The organism is Adhaeribacter sp. (genome assembly GCF_057359045.1).
Genome location: NZ_JBMQUD010000149.1, coordinates 40,021 through 58,004, shown reverse-complemented (window position 1 = coordinate 58,004; position 17,984 = coordinate 40,021). Strand labels below are relative to the sequence as shown.

11 protein-coding genes are annotated in these 17,984 nt (G+C 41.9%); 5 read left to right on the top strand and 6 right to left on the bottom strand.

The features are described 5' to 3' along the window. The first annotated feature begins 307 nt into the window (after positions 1-307). The 3 genes from ACO1R6_RS23035 to ACO1R6_RS23025 all read left to right on the top strand — a co-directional run bounded on the left by ACO1R6_RS23035 (position 308) and on the right by ACO1R6_RS23025 (position 5,429). On the top strand, positions 308-553 hold the full coding sequence (locus ACO1R6_RS23035; protein WP_486267749.1) for a hypothetical protein: 246 nt from the start codon (positions 308-310) through the stop codon (positions 551-553). A 328-nt stretch (positions 554-881) separates the two neighbouring features. Continuing rightward, complete coding sequence (locus tag ACO1R6_RS23030; RefSeq protein ID WP_486267747.1) at positions 882-3,458, top strand: phosphoenolpyruvate carboxylase; 2,577 nt, start codon at positions 882-884, stop codon at positions 3,456-3,458. 963 nt (positions 3,459-4,421) lie between these two features. Next, positions 4,422-5,429 (top strand): hypothetical protein, encoded by a 1,008-nt coding sequence (locus tag ACO1R6_RS23025; RefSeq protein WP_486267745.1) that lies wholly within the window; start codon positions 4,422-4,424, stop codon positions 5,427-5,429. Between the two features lie 343 nt (positions 5,430-5,772). On the opposite strand, the gene ACO1R6_RS23020 is transcribed toward ACO1R6_RS23025, so the two are convergent. From ACO1R6_RS23020 to ACO1R6_RS23005, 4 genes are all read right to left on the bottom strand, one after another. Beyond that, on the bottom strand, positions 5,773-7,548 hold the full coding sequence (locus ACO1R6_RS23020) for a thiamine pyrophosphate-requiring protein (RefSeq protein ID WP_486267743.1): 1,776 nt from the start codon (positions 7,546-7,548) through the stop codon (positions 5,773-5,775). Positions 7,549-7,757: 209 nt separating this feature from the next. Then, positions 7,758-8,273, bottom strand: a complete 516-nt coding sequence (locus ACO1R6_RS23015; protein ID WP_486267741.1) for an FKBP-type peptidyl-prolyl cis-trans isomerase — start codon at positions 8,271-8,273, stop codon at positions 7,758-7,760. A gap of 240 nt (positions 8,274-8,513) precedes the next feature. Further along, positions 8,514-10,475 carry an AAA domain-containing protein gene (locus tag ACO1R6_RS23010; RefSeq protein ID WP_486267739.1) on the bottom strand — a complete coding sequence of 654 codons (1,962 nt, stop codon included), beginning with the start codon at positions 10,473-10,475 and terminating at the stop codon, positions 8,514-8,516. Between the two features lie 164 nt (positions 10,476-10,639). Further along, positions 10,640-11,191: a hypothetical protein gene (locus tag ACO1R6_RS23005; RefSeq protein WP_486267737.1), complete on the bottom strand. Its 552-nt coding sequence runs from the start codon at positions 11,189-11,191 to the stop codon at positions 10,640-10,642. Between the two features lie 298 nt (positions 11,192-11,489). On the opposite strand from ACO1R6_RS23005, the gene ACO1R6_RS23000 reads away from it, so the two are divergent. Continuing rightward, positions 11,490-12,284 (top strand): thymidylate synthase, encoded by a 795-nt coding sequence (locus ACO1R6_RS23000; protein WP_486267735.1) that lies wholly within the window; start codon positions 11,490-11,492, stop codon positions 12,282-12,284. Positions 12,285-12,292: 8 nt separating this feature from the next. Further along, positions 12,293-13,741 carry a hypothetical protein gene (locus tag ACO1R6_RS22995; protein WP_486267734.1) on the top strand — a complete coding sequence of 483 codons (1,449 nt, stop codon included), beginning with the start codon at positions 12,293-12,295 and terminating at the stop codon, positions 13,739-13,741. A 147-nt stretch (positions 13,742-13,888) separates the two neighbouring features. Here the strand turns inward: ACO1R6_RS22995 and ACO1R6_RS22990 are convergent, their stop codons facing one another. Beyond that, the gene (locus tag ACO1R6_RS22990) at positions 13,889-16,831 is read right to left on the bottom strand and encodes an FAD-binding and (Fe-S)-binding domain-containing protein (protein WP_486267732.1); all 2,943 of its coding nucleotides are present in this window, start codon (positions 16,829-16,831) and stop codon (positions 13,889-13,891) included. 292 nt (positions 16,832-17,123) lie between these two features. Beyond that, the gene (locus ACO1R6_RS22985; protein WP_486267730.1) at positions 17,124-17,948 is read right to left on the bottom strand and encodes an aminotransferase class IV; all 825 of its coding nucleotides are present in this window, start codon (positions 17,946-17,948) and stop codon (positions 17,124-17,126) included. Between the last annotated feature and the right edge of the window lie 36 nt (positions 17,949-17,984).

The window sequence follows — 17,984 nt, the reverse complement described above, 5'->3', positions numbered from 1 at the left end:
TTATAGATTTCCTGATAACAGCAGGCCTGCATTGTTTAAAAGCGATGCAGGCCTTTTTAATAGTGTTTTGTAATATAATTTATTTATGCCTCAAGGTTATATTAAAACAGATTAAATGTTTTATTGAAATAATTATATTGTTTAACTGGTTGTGTTTTGGTATAGTTGCGTAAACGGTTGTAAAATAGAAAAATAGGCTTTTAAGTAAAACAAAAAATTATATTTTAAGTATATATATCCATCAGATAGTGGTAAATACTAAATTGTATCTTTTTAAGTAAAATATTATAGTCTATCAGCTTTTTTAATGAGAACCAAAGAACACATATACAGTTACCTGATTCAGCCATCGCACTTGTTTTTAAAACAAGTGGTTAAGATTGTTGAAACAAAACGGTATATTCTGGTTCTGGATTTACGTAAAACTAAAAAGCTCGTAATTCCCGACAATGTTATTACTAATTTTGAATACCGGCTAAATACCCTTAAAACGTTTGCTCATAAAAGCAGCGAATACGATGGTGTAAACTACTTTCTGGTACCTAAAAGTTAGTCTGTTTTCTTCAATACCGCTATTGCCCACTTTGCACCTCTTTGGTATTAGATTAGCTCAAAGCTATTACCCCCTTCATTTCTAATCAGCTACAATGGCTTATTTACTTTTTAGGTTTATCCTGAACAGGTAAATGTTTTGTGCTTATAAATTTACCTTTATAGCCGGCCTGCTTTTATTTAAAGCTTTTAAATAAATCTTAGATTGTAATGCTCTGTAATTTCAGACTTAGGTATAAATCTTTCATTTTTATTTAAAAAATATTTTTATTCCCTTCGTTAATTCTAAGAATAAGGTAGTTTTGTTCCGATAATTATAAATACAGCTCATGAGTGCTTATAATAATAACCCTTTGCAGGTATTCCGGACTTTAGTAGGGTTTAAATACGAGATGTACAATAGCCTCTTCTCGTCGTTGCCTTTTTACCGGATGGAAAAAACCGGGGTGTTCTTATCGTTGTTTTTGTTACATTGCGAAGAAGGCTTGCCCAAAGAAGCCAGTCCCGAAGAAATTATCCAGTCGTTCTTTAAGCAATATACCTCGTACGGCACCGAGAAAGAGCAGATAGATTTGCTTTTCCGGTTTGTGCAGTTTGCCGAGCGCCAGGTAGTACTGTTTGATGCCTTGGAAGATGCTGCTTTTAACCAGATTAACGATATGCAGGGAATTGGTACTTTAAAACACTTAAGTACCAATGTTGTGCATAACCGGGCACAGCCTGCTTTAACCAATAAACTTAAAGATTTTGCGGTACGGTTGGTTTTAACGGCGCATCCCACGCAATTTTATCCCAGCGAAGTTTTAGGTATTATTAATGATTTAGCTAAAGCTTTAACCAACGATAATACCGCGCTGGCCAACTCGTACTTACAGCAATTGGGTAAAACGCCTTTCTTTAAAAAAGAAAAGCCTACGCCTTACGACGAAGCGGTAAACCTCATCTGGTTTCTGGAAAACGTATTTTACAGTGCCGCCGGTCAAATAATTGCTTACCTCAAAAATCAGTTTCCGGGTGCTGTAAGCCTGAATAATCCTTTGATTCGGATGGGTTTTTGGCCGGGCGGCGACCGGGATGGTAACCCGTATGTAAATGCCGAAACTACCCTGCGGGTTTCAGAAGCTTTACGGGGCAGTATTGTAAAATCGTACTATGGAGAAGTTAGACGCCTGAAAAAACGGTTAACCTTTAAAGGCGTAGCGCAAATTCTGGCTGATCTCGAACAACGCCTGTATAACAATTTGTTTGTGCCAGGGTACAAAGCCGATTTGTATAAAGATGAAATAAAAAATACCCTGAATGAGATTAAAGAACTTATAACCAAGTATCATAACGGCTTATTTATAAACCAGGTAGAAAACCTGATAAACAAAGTCGATTTATTTGGTTTATACTTTGCTTCTTTGGATATCCGGCAGGATAGTTCGGTGCATAACCAGTTGCTGGAAACCATGGCCGATAAGACATCTATTCTGCCTAAAAACTACAAAGAACTGAATGAAAACGAAAAAATTGAAGCGCTTCTTAAAATAAATGAACGGGTTGATCCGGCAATTTTTGAAGATTCTTTGCTGCGCGATACCCTGGAAACCATTGGGGTAATTAAAACCATTCAGAAGTGCAATGGCCCCGAAGGTTGTCACCGGTATATTATTAGCCATAGTACCTCGGCCCTTAATGTAATTGAAGTTTACGCCTTGTTTTTACTAAGTGGCTGGAAACTCGACCGGCTGAATATTGATATTGTTCCGCTTTTCGAAACCATAGAAGATTTAAAAAATGCGGCTCCGGTAATGGCGGCATTGTACCAGAACGAAACCTACCGCCGGCACCTGCATAATCGCAGAAATCTTCAGACCATTATGTTGGGCTTCTCTGATGGCACCAAAGATGGTGGGTACCTGATGGCCAACTGGAGTATTTATAAAGCCAAAGAAACCTTAACCGCTATTTCGCAAGAATACGGCATAGAAGTTATATTCTTTGATGGCCGCGGCGGACCACCCGCCAGGGGTGGTGGCAAAACCCACCAGTTTTATGCCTCTATGGGACAAAACATTTCGAATAAAGAAATTCAGTTAACCATCCAGGGGCAAACCATCAGTTCTAATTTCGGAACCGTCGAGTCGGCGCGTTTTAACATAGAACAGTTAATGAATGCCGGTATTACCAATGGGGTATTTAATATCCGGAAAAATACCTTAACGGGTCCGGAAGAAGATTTACTGCAAAGTTTGGCTCAGCAAGCGTACGATGCCTATAATGAGCTTAAAAACCATCCGGATTTTCTAGAATACTTAAACTACGTAAGTCCGTTGCGCTATTATGCCGAAGCAAATATTGGTAGCCGGCCGGCCAAACGTAAATCCGGGCAGTTAAACCTGGATGATTTAAGAGCTGTTCCTTACGTAGGTGCCTGGAGCCAGTTAAAACAAAATGTACCGGGTTATTATGGCGTGGGTACCGCCTTAGAAAAGTTAGAAGCTGCTGGCCAATGGACTGCTGTGAAAAACCTCTACGAAGAATCTTTATTCTTTAAAACCCTGCTGGACAACTGTGAAATGGCCATGAATAAATGCTTTTTCCCGGCTACGGCTTACTTATCTAAGCATCCTCAATACGGTGTGCTCTGGAATATTATGTGCGATGAATACGAACGTACCAAGAAATATTTACTAAAGCTTTCGGGTGCGAATGAATTGATGGCCGATAAGCCCATTGAACAATTATCTATTCAGTTGCGCCAGCGCATAGAATTACCCTTAATTACCATTCAGCAGTATGCCTTGTCTAAAATCCGGGAAATGGAAGAAAAAGGTTTAAATGGCGACGATAAAAAGATATACGAGAAATTAGTTATTCGTTGTTCGTTCGGAATAATAAACGCGGAGCGGAATTCTGCTTAAAGTAAAGGATTACATTATCTAAAAGCTTTGGTTCTTAAATGGGCCAAAGCTTTTTTTATGCTCACGTTTGGGTTTATAAATGAAGAAATATTCAAGATATTCTGTTAAAGGCAATGCAGGTATTGAGGGCAATGCCGGCCAGTACTAGAAATGAAATAATTTGCAATTTGCTCATATTGAGTTAGTTGTAATTTTTAATTACCTTCATTGGGGTTTAAGGAATAAGCTAAAAAAGGTAATTTATTAAAAGCGGTAGGGTAGGGGAGAGGTATACTGCTTTTAATGAAAATAGTTGCAGTGGCTTGTAATAGGTGAAATATTCATCCTGTTCTTTATACAAGTATTATTCTTAAAGCAAGAAAATCCCACAAGATATATGAAGCCGGAAAGAAACATTATCTCTTCCATAATCTTTCCTAAAGCCATATTTCTACTTATACAGTTTATACGAAATCAATGACAATACAAATACCATTATAAATCTACGATAAATTATTAACATATATTATGAAGCATTTATTTATAAGGATTTATAAGATACTTAAGATTGTTACCGTATATAATGATTTAAGAAATAAATTTATAAGATTAATATTTAGAAGATTATAAGGAACTTTCCTTTCTATTTTTAGTTTGTGGATTGTAGAGAGTTATCCATATTTATCTACATTGTGGATAAGTAGTAGTTATCCATAATTGTTATATTAAGTAACACTTTCTTATATTTTAAAATTTATTATCTTATATTTAATTAGCCTTGATAGCTATCTGATTAATAATATGGAAGCCGGAATATGTAATGCTTGTAATGCTCCTGTGCTTGAGCAGGCTGTTTTTTGCTATAATTGTGGGGAGCAGGTAAAATGTACCCAATGCCGCGAATTGCTAATTCCCGGAGCAAAGCATTGTATTTCTTGTGGGGCTGCTGTAACGAGTGTAAAAAAGCCAGAACAGGAGTTAAATTTGAATAAGATCAAATTCCGGGAAAACAAAGATGAAAGATGGTATGAGATTACCTTTACCAATGATGTGGGTAAAGAAATAAAAGAAGTAGTTGCTGATATTCTAAAAAATAAAATTGGACCGGAAGTAAAAGCTGAATCGCTGGAGGAAAATTTAAGTGTACCTCAGGAAGAGAATAAAACATTTAAATTACAGGAAACTTTGCTCCAGAAGCCGCTATCAGCTACCAGCCTGCCAAATGTTAACTCCCCTACTGCTGTAGATTCTCCGGAAGAGATTATTCCCTACCCGCATCTGAATGATTTAGATGTAAGACTAAGTTGTACGGAAAATGAGTGGCTCTTAATATATGCGTTTTATTTTTCTGGCTACGGTAACAATACATTTGCAAAAGAACCGATCTGGCAAATGTATAAAGACAAAAGACTTACCGAAACCAGGTTTAAAAACTTAGGGACCAACTGGAAAAGCTTGTTTAAAAAATATTTAAGCACGGTTAAAGACAACGAGTTTACATTTACTTCCCAAGGCTTGGCTAAAGTAAAAAGTTTATTATTCTCAGAACCAGAAAAACAAAAATTTACCCGTTTGGCCGCCCGGCCCGCGGTGGTAAACGGAAGAGAACCGCTAACACGCCGTAACCCGGTAAATAACCGCAAGGTGATTACCGGCAATCATGCCCCCGATGAATTTGATGTTTACCGAAATAACTTAAAAATTTCATTAGAAGAATTTTTTAATCAAAAGCAGCCGGGTAATAGTAATCCCAACCGGATTGCAACTATTGCTTATTATATTACCAAAATAAATCATCAGGAATATTTTACCGAAGGCAATATTGATTTTGCTTACCGTATTTTAAACTTGGGCGGTAAACCAGCGCATTTAAGGCAAATAATTATTAACCTGAAAAATGAGCGCATTTGGTTTAAAAAGGTTATAGACCAAAATACTACTGCTTGGCGCCTTACCAGGCAAGGTGAGATTTTTGTTGAAGAAAAACTTTAGAAGTTTGGAATTTAGAACGTATATTATATATGAACTTGTTTCGTATTTTCTTAAATGAGCTAACCATTGCCATTAGTGGTGTTATCACCGCCAATCTTTAAACTATTGCCCGACTGCTTGCCGGTGAAAACACGCGGCAAGGGCAAACGTTAATGCTTTTCCCAAAATACTAAACAGTCTCATTTTAAAAACTTTTAATATAAACCAACAGGGCTAATTGTTGAGCATGCCCTGGTGGTTTAATATTAGCCTTTAATTACATTAATTTATCAGGAAAAGTAGCTTGCTGATTTTGCCAGAGTTTACATGAAAAAACCAGTTTAACATAATTAGTAAAATAAAGTTAAATTTTATTTTGCACTTGATCCGTCAAAATTTCTGGTAATTGGGTTCCGGCTGCTTTATCGCCTTTGGCTATGGCCTGGCCTAACTCTTCGGCAAACTGGGCGGCTACCTGTGGAGTAAAAACAACTACTTCCGGATCTGTAACGGCGTCAATTACTATCGGACGATCAGCTTTTAATGCTTCTTCCCAGGCGGCTTTTACTTGTTCTGGCTTTTCTATCCTTATTCCTATAAAGCCCAAAGATTTAGCGTATTCGGCATAATTAAAATCTGGTAATTCTTGCGACTCTTTAAATTTAGGTTCGCCTTGCATCAGGCGTTGTTCCCAAGTAACAAAATTTAAATCGCGGTTATTCAGCACCAGTACAATCAAGCGCGGATCCTCCCACTGTCGCCAGTATTTTTGTACCGTCAGCAATTCGCTGTTGCCTAACATTTGCATTGCCCCGTCGCCGATAAAAGCTAAGGCCAAACGGTTGGGGTAAGCAAATTTGGCGGCAATGGCGTAGGGAAGGGCGCACCCCATGGTTGCCAAAGTGCCCGATACCGAAAATTGCATACCTTGCCGAATGCGCAGGTGCTGGGCGGTCCAGCTGGAAGAAGAACCAGAGTCGGAGGCCAGGAGGCAATCAGAAGGCAGCAGCGGCGAAAGTTCTTCGAACACTAACCGGGGATTCAAAAATTTTACTTTTTGATGCGCCATTTCGGTAACTTGTTGCCACCAGTTTTTTACTTGCTTTTGAATATTTTCTTGCCAACTTCGTTCAGTTTTTCGCTGCAGCAATGGAATAAGTTCCCGCAAGGTTTCGGCGCTATCGCCGGTTAAACTTATTTCCATGGGATAACGGATACTTTGCATGCGACCATCCAGTTCTATTTGTACCCCACGGGCCTGGCCTTCGGGTGGTAAAAATTCAGCGTACGGGAAACTGGAACCAACCATTAATAAGGTATCGCAGTTTTCCATCATTTGGTGCGAAGCCGTAGAACCAAAATAACCAATGTGGCCGGTAACATAAGGCAAATCGTCGGGTAGAGCGGCTTTACCCAAAAAGGCTTTAGCAACACCAGCCCCTAATATATCGGCTACCGTTTTAATTTCTTCGGTGGCATGCAATGCGCCGGCCCCTACCAACATAGCCACTTTTTTACCCGCATTTAATATAGTAGCGGCTTTTTCCAAATCACTTGGGTGCGGAATTACGCGCGGAGCCGCAAAACCAAGCCCAGAATGAATGGTTTGTTCTTCGTGCGGCGGATCCTGGGCGTCTTCAGTTTGTAAATCATTCGGGATAATGATGCAGGTAACGGTGCGTTGCGAAATAGCAATCCGGAATGCCCGGTCAATTAGATGACGGATTTGGGCCGGATCGGTAGCCATTTGAATATATTCGCTGGCTACATCTTTATACAAAGATAATAAATCTATTTCCTGCTGGCTGTTGCCGCCTAAAGCTTTGCGCGCTTTTTGGCCCACCAAGGCTACTACTGGTTGGTGGTCGAGTTTGGCATCGTACAGTCCGTTTAACAAATGAATAGCCCCGGGGCCGGAGGTTGCCAGGCACACGCCCACTTGCTTCGTATATTTGGCGTGGGCACACGCCATTAAAGAAGCTGCTTCTTCGTGTCGAACCTGTACAAACTCAATTTGATTATCAGCCCGGTTTAAGGCACCCATTATGCCGTTAATCCCGTCGCCAGGATACCCGAAAATCCGGTTTACTCCCCACGCATTTAAGCGCTTTACTATATAGTCACTTACGTTTTCTTTCATGCTGGTAAAATATTGCTGAAGTAGTTAAAACGTAATTAGACCAACAGGGTAATAGTTAAAGCTGGTTTTTTTAATGGTTATACCATTCCGGGCTACGTGGGCAGATAGAAAGAAGCAGTTTATATATGCAAAAACCTCCGGCTAAGGAGGTTTTTGCATATATTAATTTTTTTCAGGGCTTAATGAAATAGCTCTATAGCCTAGCCGAATTAATGGTGATGTCCGCCTTCGCCGTGCACGTGGCCGTGAGAAATTTCTTCGGCGGTTGCTTCGCGTACCGAAATAACCTGACCATCAAAAAACATTTTCATACCGGCTAAAGGATGGTTAAAATCCATAATAACTTCGGTTTCGCCAATTTGCATTACCCGGCCTTGCATGTGGTTACCCTCATTATCGGCCATTGGTATGTAATTCCCTTCCTGCAGCATTTCATCATCAATCTTGCCATCTATCTCAAATACATTTTTAGGAATTGGTACCAGGTTTTGCTCATCGTACTCGCCGTAACCTTCTTCGGCCTCCAGGGAAAAAGAAAAAGCTTCGCCTTCTTCTTTGCCGGCTAAAAGTTCTTCAAATTTTTCGGGTAACCCACTCACACCATATAAAAAAACCATTGGGTGGTCACTATCGGCGGTTTCTACGAGGGTTTGTTCCCCATTTTCGTCCAGAACTTTTAGCTCGTAGGTGAGCGAAACCACTTTGTTTTGGCTGATTGCTGTCATATTTATTTTGTTTTAGGTTGTGAGCCAACAGGCTTTAAAGCCGGTAATACGTACAAATTACCCGGATCTAGTTAAAAAAGTTTTAAAAAGCTGGTAAATCTAAAAACTTTATCTGGTTTAAAAAGGATTGTTTCGGGTTAAATTATTTACTAGTTACCTTTAAATACGCTTCCCCGATAAATAGCAAACGGCAGATAATGGCCCTATTAAGCTAATTATCTGCCGTTTGATAAAGGTATTTTATGAAATATTGAGGACTTCCATAAGTTCCCAGGCGCTCCGGTAAGCATTAATACTTTCGGTATAAGCCAGAAAGTCCAGGTAAAACGGATGTTGGGTTAAGGTAGCACTATCGCCAATAACCACTAGCTTTTTCCGGGCGCGGGTCATGGCTACGTTCATGCGCCGGATATCGCTTAAAAAACCAATATCACCGGCATCGTTGCTGCGCACCATACTGATATAAATAATATCCCTTTCCTGACCCTGAAAACTATCTACGGTGCCTACACTCAAAAGCCTTTTGTTTTGCAAATCGTGCAACCAGGGGTTATGTTCTACTTCGTCTTTCAGGTAATTTATCTGTGCCCGATACGGCGAAATAATGCCTACTTTAAGCGGCCTCTCGTTTTCCGGTGAATATTCTTTAAGCAGGTGTTGCAAATGACGAAGTAAAAGATCGGCTTCTTCCGGGTTAGCGGTACTGGCGCCTTCGGCAAAAGATTTTTCGGTGTAACCACAACCGGCAGTGTCTACAAATTCAACGGCTAACTCCGGCGGGAAAACCGGGTTGAAGGCATTTAAATCGGTATTTACCACACTGGCATGGGCCTCTAACTGGCCATTATAAAATTGCTGATTAGAGAACTGCATAATGTGGTGGTGCATGCGGTATTGTGTGCGCAGCATAACGGCTACCTGGGGTTGGCGCTGAATACATTTCTCGAATAGCGTAACTTCTAAACCGCCTTTTTCTGCAACCAATGATTTTACGGTGGGTGGCAACTGGCAATGGTCGCCGGCCAGTACTACCCGGTTAGCGCGGGTTATAGGAATCCAGCAGGCGGGTTCCAGGGCTTGCGCCGCTTCGTCAATAAAAACGGTATCGTAAGTCAGATGCCGGATTACCCGGTTAGCCGAACCCACCAAAGTGCACGTAATTACCTGCACCCGATCGAGTAAATCATCGGTAATATAATGCTCTACTAAATCTGCTTCGGCCAGCAAGGCCCGACTTTGCTCTTTAAACATACGCCGTTGTTCCCGTTCTTCCGGTCCAAACTTGCGTTTGTATTGCCCAGCCATCGATTTATATTCTTCGGCATTTTTACGCAATTCTTTTACCTCTTTGTACGATTTGTGCTCCATAATCTGGGCATCGAGGGTGTGGTGCAGCAAAATATCCGATACCCGCGAAGGATTACCAATCCGGATTACGTTTACGCCCTGCGCCGCTAATTTTTCGGTGAGTAAATCTACGGCCGTGTTACTGGGGGCACAAACCAGTAAGCGCCGCTCGCGCTGCAAAGTGCGTAAAATGGCTTGTACCAGGGTAGTAGTTTTACCCGTGCCCGGCGGACCGTGAATAATGGCTACATCTTTGGCCGATTGAATATTTTTTATGGCCTCATTCTGTGATTCGTTTAATTCCGGAATAGGCTCAAATTTTGCCGACGGATAAAAAACCGCGGGTTGGGCACCATATAAAATATTACGTAATTGCTCCAGGCGGTTCTCAGAAGCTTCAGTTACCTTGCGCATGGCAATTTCAATTTCGCGGTAACTCATTTCGTCAAAAGTCAGGTCTATGCCTAATTTGCCGTCGTCTATCCAGTCGGGTAGGTCTTCTTTGGTAGTAGCCAGCGTCAGTTTGTTGCGTTTCAGGGTCATAATCACCCCGTTTAGCTGTTGCGAGTCGTGGCCCTGACTACCTTGGGCGTTACTGAAAATGGCCGCGCCTTTACCGGTTTGGAACAGGTGTAATTGGTCGCGGCTGCCGGTACGCTCTATTTCTACTACTACTTTGTTGCCAAAGCCAATTTCGGTTTTGGTAATGGTAACAGGGTACCAGCACAAGCCGTTTTGTTTCCGTTCCTGAATGGTGCTGCGGGTACTTTTTAATTTATATTGGGCCAGGTCTTCTTCCTGCTCCAGTTTTAAAAGTTTACTTACTTTATTTAATTCGTCTTGTATTTCTAACATGAAAATCCTCTATGCCGGTGCAAGGTATACAATATTCCTGCTTTACCGCTTTTCTAATAATAAGGCTAGCATTGTATAAGGTTACACACACCAAAAAAGTTTCAGTAAATCAGGTATTATCTTTTAAAATAGTTGGTAAATGGCCATTGGGTATTTAGTTTAAATTACCGCTTTTTTGCCGGGCGTTTACCCCGGCCACTAAACGTGTAAACTACCAACCCCAAGAAGGCAACCACACCAATAGCCAAGATTTTTTGTAAATCCAGGTTCTTTTCCCGGGCTTCCTGAAGTTTTTCTTCCATTAAGTTTACTTGTCGCTGCTTTACTTTCTGCCGGTTTTCTAAATTTTGCAGTTGCCGTTTCAAGTCGTAAAAGTTATCGTTGGCTACCCGATTATCATCTACCACCTGGGTTTCTATTTTCTTTTTCTCCACAGTTATTTCGGCCTGTTTTTGCAAGTGCGACAGATTGATGGTGTTTATCTCGTTAATAATTTCTGAGTCTTTATTGATGATATTTTTTAACGCATCAATTATATGTAATAAATCTTTTTTAGATTTTTTACCCCAGAAGTTGCTGTTTTGCGCATTGTAGTACTCGTATTCTTTAATAATCTGTTGGCGCTCTTTCATTAAACGGTTCAGGTTTTCGGTTTGGCCAAAACTGAAGAAGTGGAAGCAGGAAAGAAATAAGAAGACGAGAATAAATTTGTACATGGTAAGCAGATAATATTTTTTTTAATATGCCGGCAACTAACTTAAAAAGGCAAGTATGTTTTAAACGTTAAAAATAGTTTTTTTTAGATTAGCAGCCTTTTGTTTTTTGTTGGCTTGCTTTACCGGGCCTATAATATTAATCTTTTTCAGTAAAGCTATAGCTTTGTTAATAAGCAAATAAACAAAACAGACCCGTTTAACATGATAGGTTACCGGAACCAGAATAATTTATTTAGATTAAATTTCGGTATTTTAATGCCGGATTGTTCTTATTTTTGAAATCCTTAAAGCAGAAGTTATGCAGCAATACCAAGACCTGCTCCGGCATATATTGACCCACGGAGCCCAAAAAGAAGACCGTACCGGCACCGGCACGCTAAGCGTTTTTGGATACCAGATGCGGTTTAACTTAGCGGCCGGTTTTCCGTTGGTTACTACCAAAAAGGTTCACCTTAAATCTATTATACACGAACTGCTGTGGTTTTTACAGGGCGAAACAAATATCCGGTATTTAAAGGAAAACGGGGTTAGTATCTGGGATGAGTGGGCCGATGAAAATGGCAATTTGGGTCCGGTATACGGCTCACAGTGGCGGAACTGGCCCACGCCCGACGGGGGCCACATTGATCAGATTGCGCAGGTGGTTCATCAGTTGCAGCACAACCCCGATTCGCGCCGTATTATTGTGAGTGCCTGGAACGTAGCTGAAATAAACCAAATGAAGCTGCCGCCTTGCCACGCTTTTTTCCAGTTTTACGTAGCCGACGGTAAATTATCTTGTCAGTTGTATCAGCGCAGCGCCGATGTTTTTTTGGGGGTGCCATTTAATATTGCGTCTTATGCCTTATTAACCTTAATGATGGCGCAGGTTTGCGGATTAGAACCCGGCGAATTTATCTGGACTGGCGGCGACACGCATTTGTACCTGAACCACCTGGAGCAAACGCAACTGCAATTAACGCGCGAGCCCCGGCCTTTGCCGCAAATGCGGTTGAACCCGGAAGTAAAATCGATTTTTGGGTTTAAATACGAAGATTTTAAACTGGAAAATTACGACCCGCACCCAGCCATAAAAGCACCGGTAGCGGTATAGCCGGTTAAATGGAGGAAGTAAACGTTAGCCAGTGGGGCGTAAAGCCGGGTAATTCTCCCTCCGAGAATACCCGCCTGTTTACCCTTCATTTTAATAAAATTTTTACTAAATCTACTGATTTACATCCCAGCGCAATTGTATTTGGAGCCGGCAACTTTGATTTTGATATATTAGAGGTAGGTATAAACCAGAAAATAACCAATGGTTTACACTTGAAAGGAGCCGGCATTGGTAAAACTATTTTTGGCTTTTCCGGAAACGAACATACTTTTATTTACCTGCACCACTTAACTAATTTTTATATTTCAGATTTTTCGGTTAACGGCGCTAAAGCCAAATTCGAGGGAGGTTTATGGGTAAGAGAAGGTTGCCACCAGGGCTTGGTAGAGCGAGTAGAGGTTTACGATGCCCATGATGTATCGTGCGTGGTTTCAGGTCCGGATACTTCACATATTACCGTAAGAGACTGTACCGTTTATCACCAGCGTAATTTCACCGGCAATTCCAAAGCCATGTTTCTGGCCGGTGATGCCGCCGAATACGTGACTTTTCAGAATTGCCATACCTTTAGCCACAACAAGGCAAAAACGCAGTTTTCCATTGCTGATCATTTCGATACAGATAATGCCAAATACGTAAATTATTTTAATTGTACGGCTAACGGCGAAGGCTCCCAAGCCGGCGTTGGATTCTGGAACGAAGGAGAGGGTGATGATATAAAAGCCATTTCTAATTATTACGGTTGTACGGCTTACAAAACACATGGCGGTTTAGCTACTTCTGAAAACGCTATTGCCAAGGCTTACGGCATGAATTTTATTCAGTGTAGTGCCTTTGGCTGGACGGTCTGGTCGAAAGGAGCGCACCCGTTAAGTTCTTTGCACCTGGATGGTGCTCATTTTAAAGGTTGCGGCAGTACTGTAACGAATAACCGATTGGGCGGCATTCACATAGAAGCCAATGCCTCTATTACCAACTGTGTTTTTGAAGATACCCCACCCGGTTGTTTTAATATTTCTTTTTATAAGTTTGGTAAACCCCTTTCACCCGAAACCTATACCTATATAAATAATTGTGTATTTGACAAAGGAGTTCAGGTAATTTGCCCTTTTCCTGAGGACGGGCCAGCAGTTCGCTATTTAAATATTCAAAATTCCATCTTTAAGGCGGGTACCCATTTTGCAGCTTATCCCAACCCTTCTTATTACCGGATACTAATTTCCGGTTGTACTTTCTTTGGAACTGGTTTAGTATTGGTAAATGTAGATAAAATTAAAATTTTGGCTAATACTTTTACGAGTGTACCGGAAGAAGGCCTAAATCCCATTAAAACGAATGGTGTAGTGAGCGGCATCATTCAGGATAATTTATTTTCCGGTTATCAAGATGGTTTTTTGGTTTTAAATACCGTTTCTGCCGACAATCGTTTGAATATTTATTTTAATGACTTTGAATAAGTAGCCTTACGACTTTAATAGAAAAGATCTTTTCTATTAAAGTCGTAATGCTACAGGACTCAGTAAATTCTGTAGTATTATAACTGTGATAGAGTATTACTTTTATAGTTTAAAATCTGCAAACATTATTGCAGTTTAAAAATACCTCTACTTTTCTAAAGCATCCCACAAAACTTCTAGCGTATGTAAAGCTTTGCGGCCGGTGCCGTCTTTAATCTGGTGCCGGCAACTGGTACCAGGCGCGGCAATAATTACTTCTTCGGGCGTTTTCCGGATAGTGGGGAACAGTACCAGTTCACCTACCTGCATCGATACTTCGTAATGTTCGGTTTCGTAGCCAAAAGAGCCCGCCATACCGCAACAGCCCGACGGAATAATATCGATGGTGTAATTAGCCGGAAGCGTAAGCATTTTTTGCGTGTGCACCAACGACGACAATGCTTTCTGGTGGCAATGACCGTGCAGTTTAATGTGGCGTTTCTCGGTGGTAAAAGCACTTGGCTCTATATTCCCTTTAAAGCGTTCCATGGCGATAAACTCATCGAAGAGCCAACTGTTGGCGGCAATTTGTTTTGCAGCCGGTAATTGGTCGTCGTTTACCAGGTCTAAATATTCGTCCCGTAAAGTCAGAATGGCCGATGGTTCTATGCCGATAAGAGGCGCATCGCCGTTTACCTGGTCTTTTAACAATGCTACATTGCGTTGGGCTAATTTTTTGGCATCCCGCACCATACCTTTAGAAAGCAAAGTACGGCCACTTTCTTCGTGTTGTGGCAAGCGCACCTCATAACCCAATCTTTCCAGCAGCAGCACGGCTTTAATGCCAATATCGGTATCGTTAAAATTAGTAAACTCATCGCAAAATAAATTTACCACGCCTTTGGTGGGCACTGCTGTTTTGGTTTGTTTCTGATGCTTTTTAAACCAACTCCGCAATGTGGTTTTCTGTAGCAGCGGAATAGAGCGTTGTGGGGCAAAGCCCATTACTTTTTTGGCTATGCCGGCGGTAAAATCCGTCCGGAATAAATAGTTGTATACGCCCGGCGCTAAAGCCGCCAAATTATTCGCGTTGGTAAAATTGGCTACCAGGCGGGTCCGGAAAGGAACGCCGTTGGCATCGTAGTAGTGCTGCAGGAACTCAGCTTTTAGTTTGGCTACATCTACATTCGACGGGCATTCGGATTTGCAGCCTTTGCAGCTTAAGCACAAGTCCATCGCATCCATAATTTCTTTATGGTCGAAGCGATTGGTTTTGGGAGAACGGGTTAAAAATTCGCGGAGCATGTTGGCGCGCCCGCGGGTAGTATCTTTTTCGTTGCGCGTAACCATGTAGCTGGGGCACATGGTACCGCCGGTTAAATGGGTTTTGCGGCAATCGCCGGAGCCGTTGCAAAGTTCGGCGGCCCGTAAAATACCTTGTTCCTGCCGGAATTTAAAAGCCGTATCGAACGCCGGCGTTTCCTGGCCCGGTTCGTAACGCAGGTACGTGTGCATGGCCGGGGTTTGCACAATTTTACCCGGATTAAAAATATTGTCGGGATCCCAGGTGCGCTTAATTTCTTCCAGCAACTGGTAATTTTTTTCGCCGATCATCCATGGAATAAATTCGCCCCGCAAACGGCCATCGCCGTGCTCGCCGCTAAGTGAGCCCCGGTACTTTTTTACCAGCCGGGCAATTTCTTCGGCAATGGTCCGGAATAATTTATTCCCTTCGGCGGTTTTTAAATTGATGATGGGGCGGAGGTGCAATTCCCCGGAGCCAGCGTGTGCGTAGTGCACACAATATAAATCGTGTTGCTTTAAAATTAAATTAAACTCCGCGATAAAATCCGGCAAATCCTGTACGTCTACGGCGGTGTCCTCAATTACGGCCACAGGTTTCGCATCGCCCGGAATATTCGATAGCAAACCTAAACCGGCTTTGCGTAAGGTCCATACTTTTTTGGTATCGGGGCCGGTTACCAGTGGAAAATGGTAGCCCAAACCGGCGGCCTGCAACGCCGTTTGTAAGGCGGCGGCATCGGTTTGTACTTCGGCTAAAGTCTGGCGGGCCATTTCTACGACCAGAATAGCGCCCGGATCGCCTTGCACAAAAAAGCGGTTTTGCCGTTGTTCAATATTTACTTTGGTACATTCCAGTACGTAGTGATCCATGAGTTCGCAGGCGCTGGGGTTGTGCTGCAAAGCAATTAAATTGGCCCGCAAAGCTTCGTCTACGGTATTGGTGTGCACGCACAATAAGCCAATTTCTTTCGGCGGCAATGGTACTACGTTTAATTTAATTTCCGTCAGAAAAGCCAACGTACCTTCGGAGCCGGAAATTAATTTACAAAAGTTAAAATCTTCGGTTTTGGGCGTAAACGGATTGGTTTCCAGTAATAAATCTACGGCGTAACCGGTGTTCCGGCGCTCTACCGTTTTTTTGGGGAATTCCTGCCGTATTTCGGTTTGCGTACCGGGGTGCGACAACATGGCTTTGATGCCTTGGTACAAACGCGTTTCTAAATCAGAGGCGGTACCTTCGCCCTGGCATTTGGCCTGAAACTGCGCAGGCGTTAAACTTTTAAACTCCGTTTCGGAGCCATCACTTAATATAGCTTTAACCGATAATACGTGTTCGCGCGTACTCCTATATATAATAGAGTTGGAACCGCAGGAATTATTGCCCACCATGCCACCAATCATGGCCCGGTTGGCCGTAGAGGTTTCGGGGCCAAAATACAAACCATAAGGTTTTAAAAAATAATTTAACTCATCCCGAATGACGCCCGGTTGTACCCGCACCCAACCTTCAGCCTCGTTAAGTTCCAGAATTTGGGTAAAAGTACGCGAAACGTCTACCACAATGCCATTGCCAACTACCTGACCGGCCAGAGAGGTACCGGCTGTACGTGGTATTAACGAGGTTTTGTTTTGGCGGGCAAAGGCGATTAATTTTTTTATATCACTAATATTCTTGGGAAAAGCCACAGCCAAAGGCATTTCGCGGTACGCCGAAGCATCGGTGGCATAAAGGGTGCGCATGGTGCTATCGGTGTGGAATTCGCCTTCGAGGGTAGCGGCTAAATCATGTAGTAATTCAGGATTCATGTTTTGTAAGCAATATTAAAAAAGGCCGTTGCGGGTAAATACCGGGTAGGTGCCAAAGCCTTTGGAAAACGGAATTATAAAAGTAATTATTAGACCTTCAATTAACCGGTTAAATTTTTATAACAAATTTAATCTATCGGTTTAAAACAAAGATAAGTAAAGGTAAATCTTGTTTTGCCTTTGCCGGTAATAACGTTGTAAAGAAAGAATATTTTATTTAGAAATTAATCTTTTAAGGAACAGCCAAAATCAAAATAAATTTAGCTTGCCCGCAATTTACCGGGAAAGAGGGTTAGTGGGGCAATAAATCCTGAATAGCCGTAATAAGCGGGTGCCCGGTGGCATATGGCCGACCATTAATTTCCTGAAGAAAACGTAAGCCCGTTACGTTTGAGGTAAATATTACTTCGGCGGAGTTTAAATCGGTGGGTTTAAAAAAGCCTTCCTGCACCGGCATATTTAGCTGTTGGGCAATTCGTAAAATATTCAAACGCATAATGCCGGCAATACAGCCGGTTTCTAAAGTCGGGGTAAATAACTGGTTATCTTTTACCCAAAAAATATTCGCCACTGAACTTTCCGACACATTACCTTTTTCATCGAGCAAAATAATTTCGTCGAGGAAGGCCTTTTTTTTGGCGATACCTGCCTGCACATAATGCAAGGCATACGGCCCTTTAAAAAAAGAAAGCGGCGTAAGGCGGTTCGGGATGTCGTGGTAAAAGCCTGCTTTTTGTATAATGGCCGGATAAGCATTTTGCGGCTGCACTGTAATTAATATTTCGGCCTCGTCAGTTTCCGGGGTAAACAAGCCACCGGATTTTCGCCAGATATTTATTTTTATCCGGATGGTTTCAGCCGTAATATTATTTTGGGACGCTAAATTTAGGATTGCTTTTTCTAAAACGTCAGCCGCTAATAATTGCGGCAACGCTTTTAACCCCAGCGCCTGCATGGCCCGGCGCATCCGGTCGAGATGGTCGGTCAGGAATTGGATTTTCTTTTTGCGGATAATTAAGGTATCGAAAAAGCCATCGTTGTACTGAAAGCCCCGGTTGTTGGGGCCAAGATTAAATTCTTTTTCCGAGATTAAAGTAAAGTTATATAGCAGTTGCACTTTCTTCGGCCTCTGGCCATTTTTAATATTTTTGTT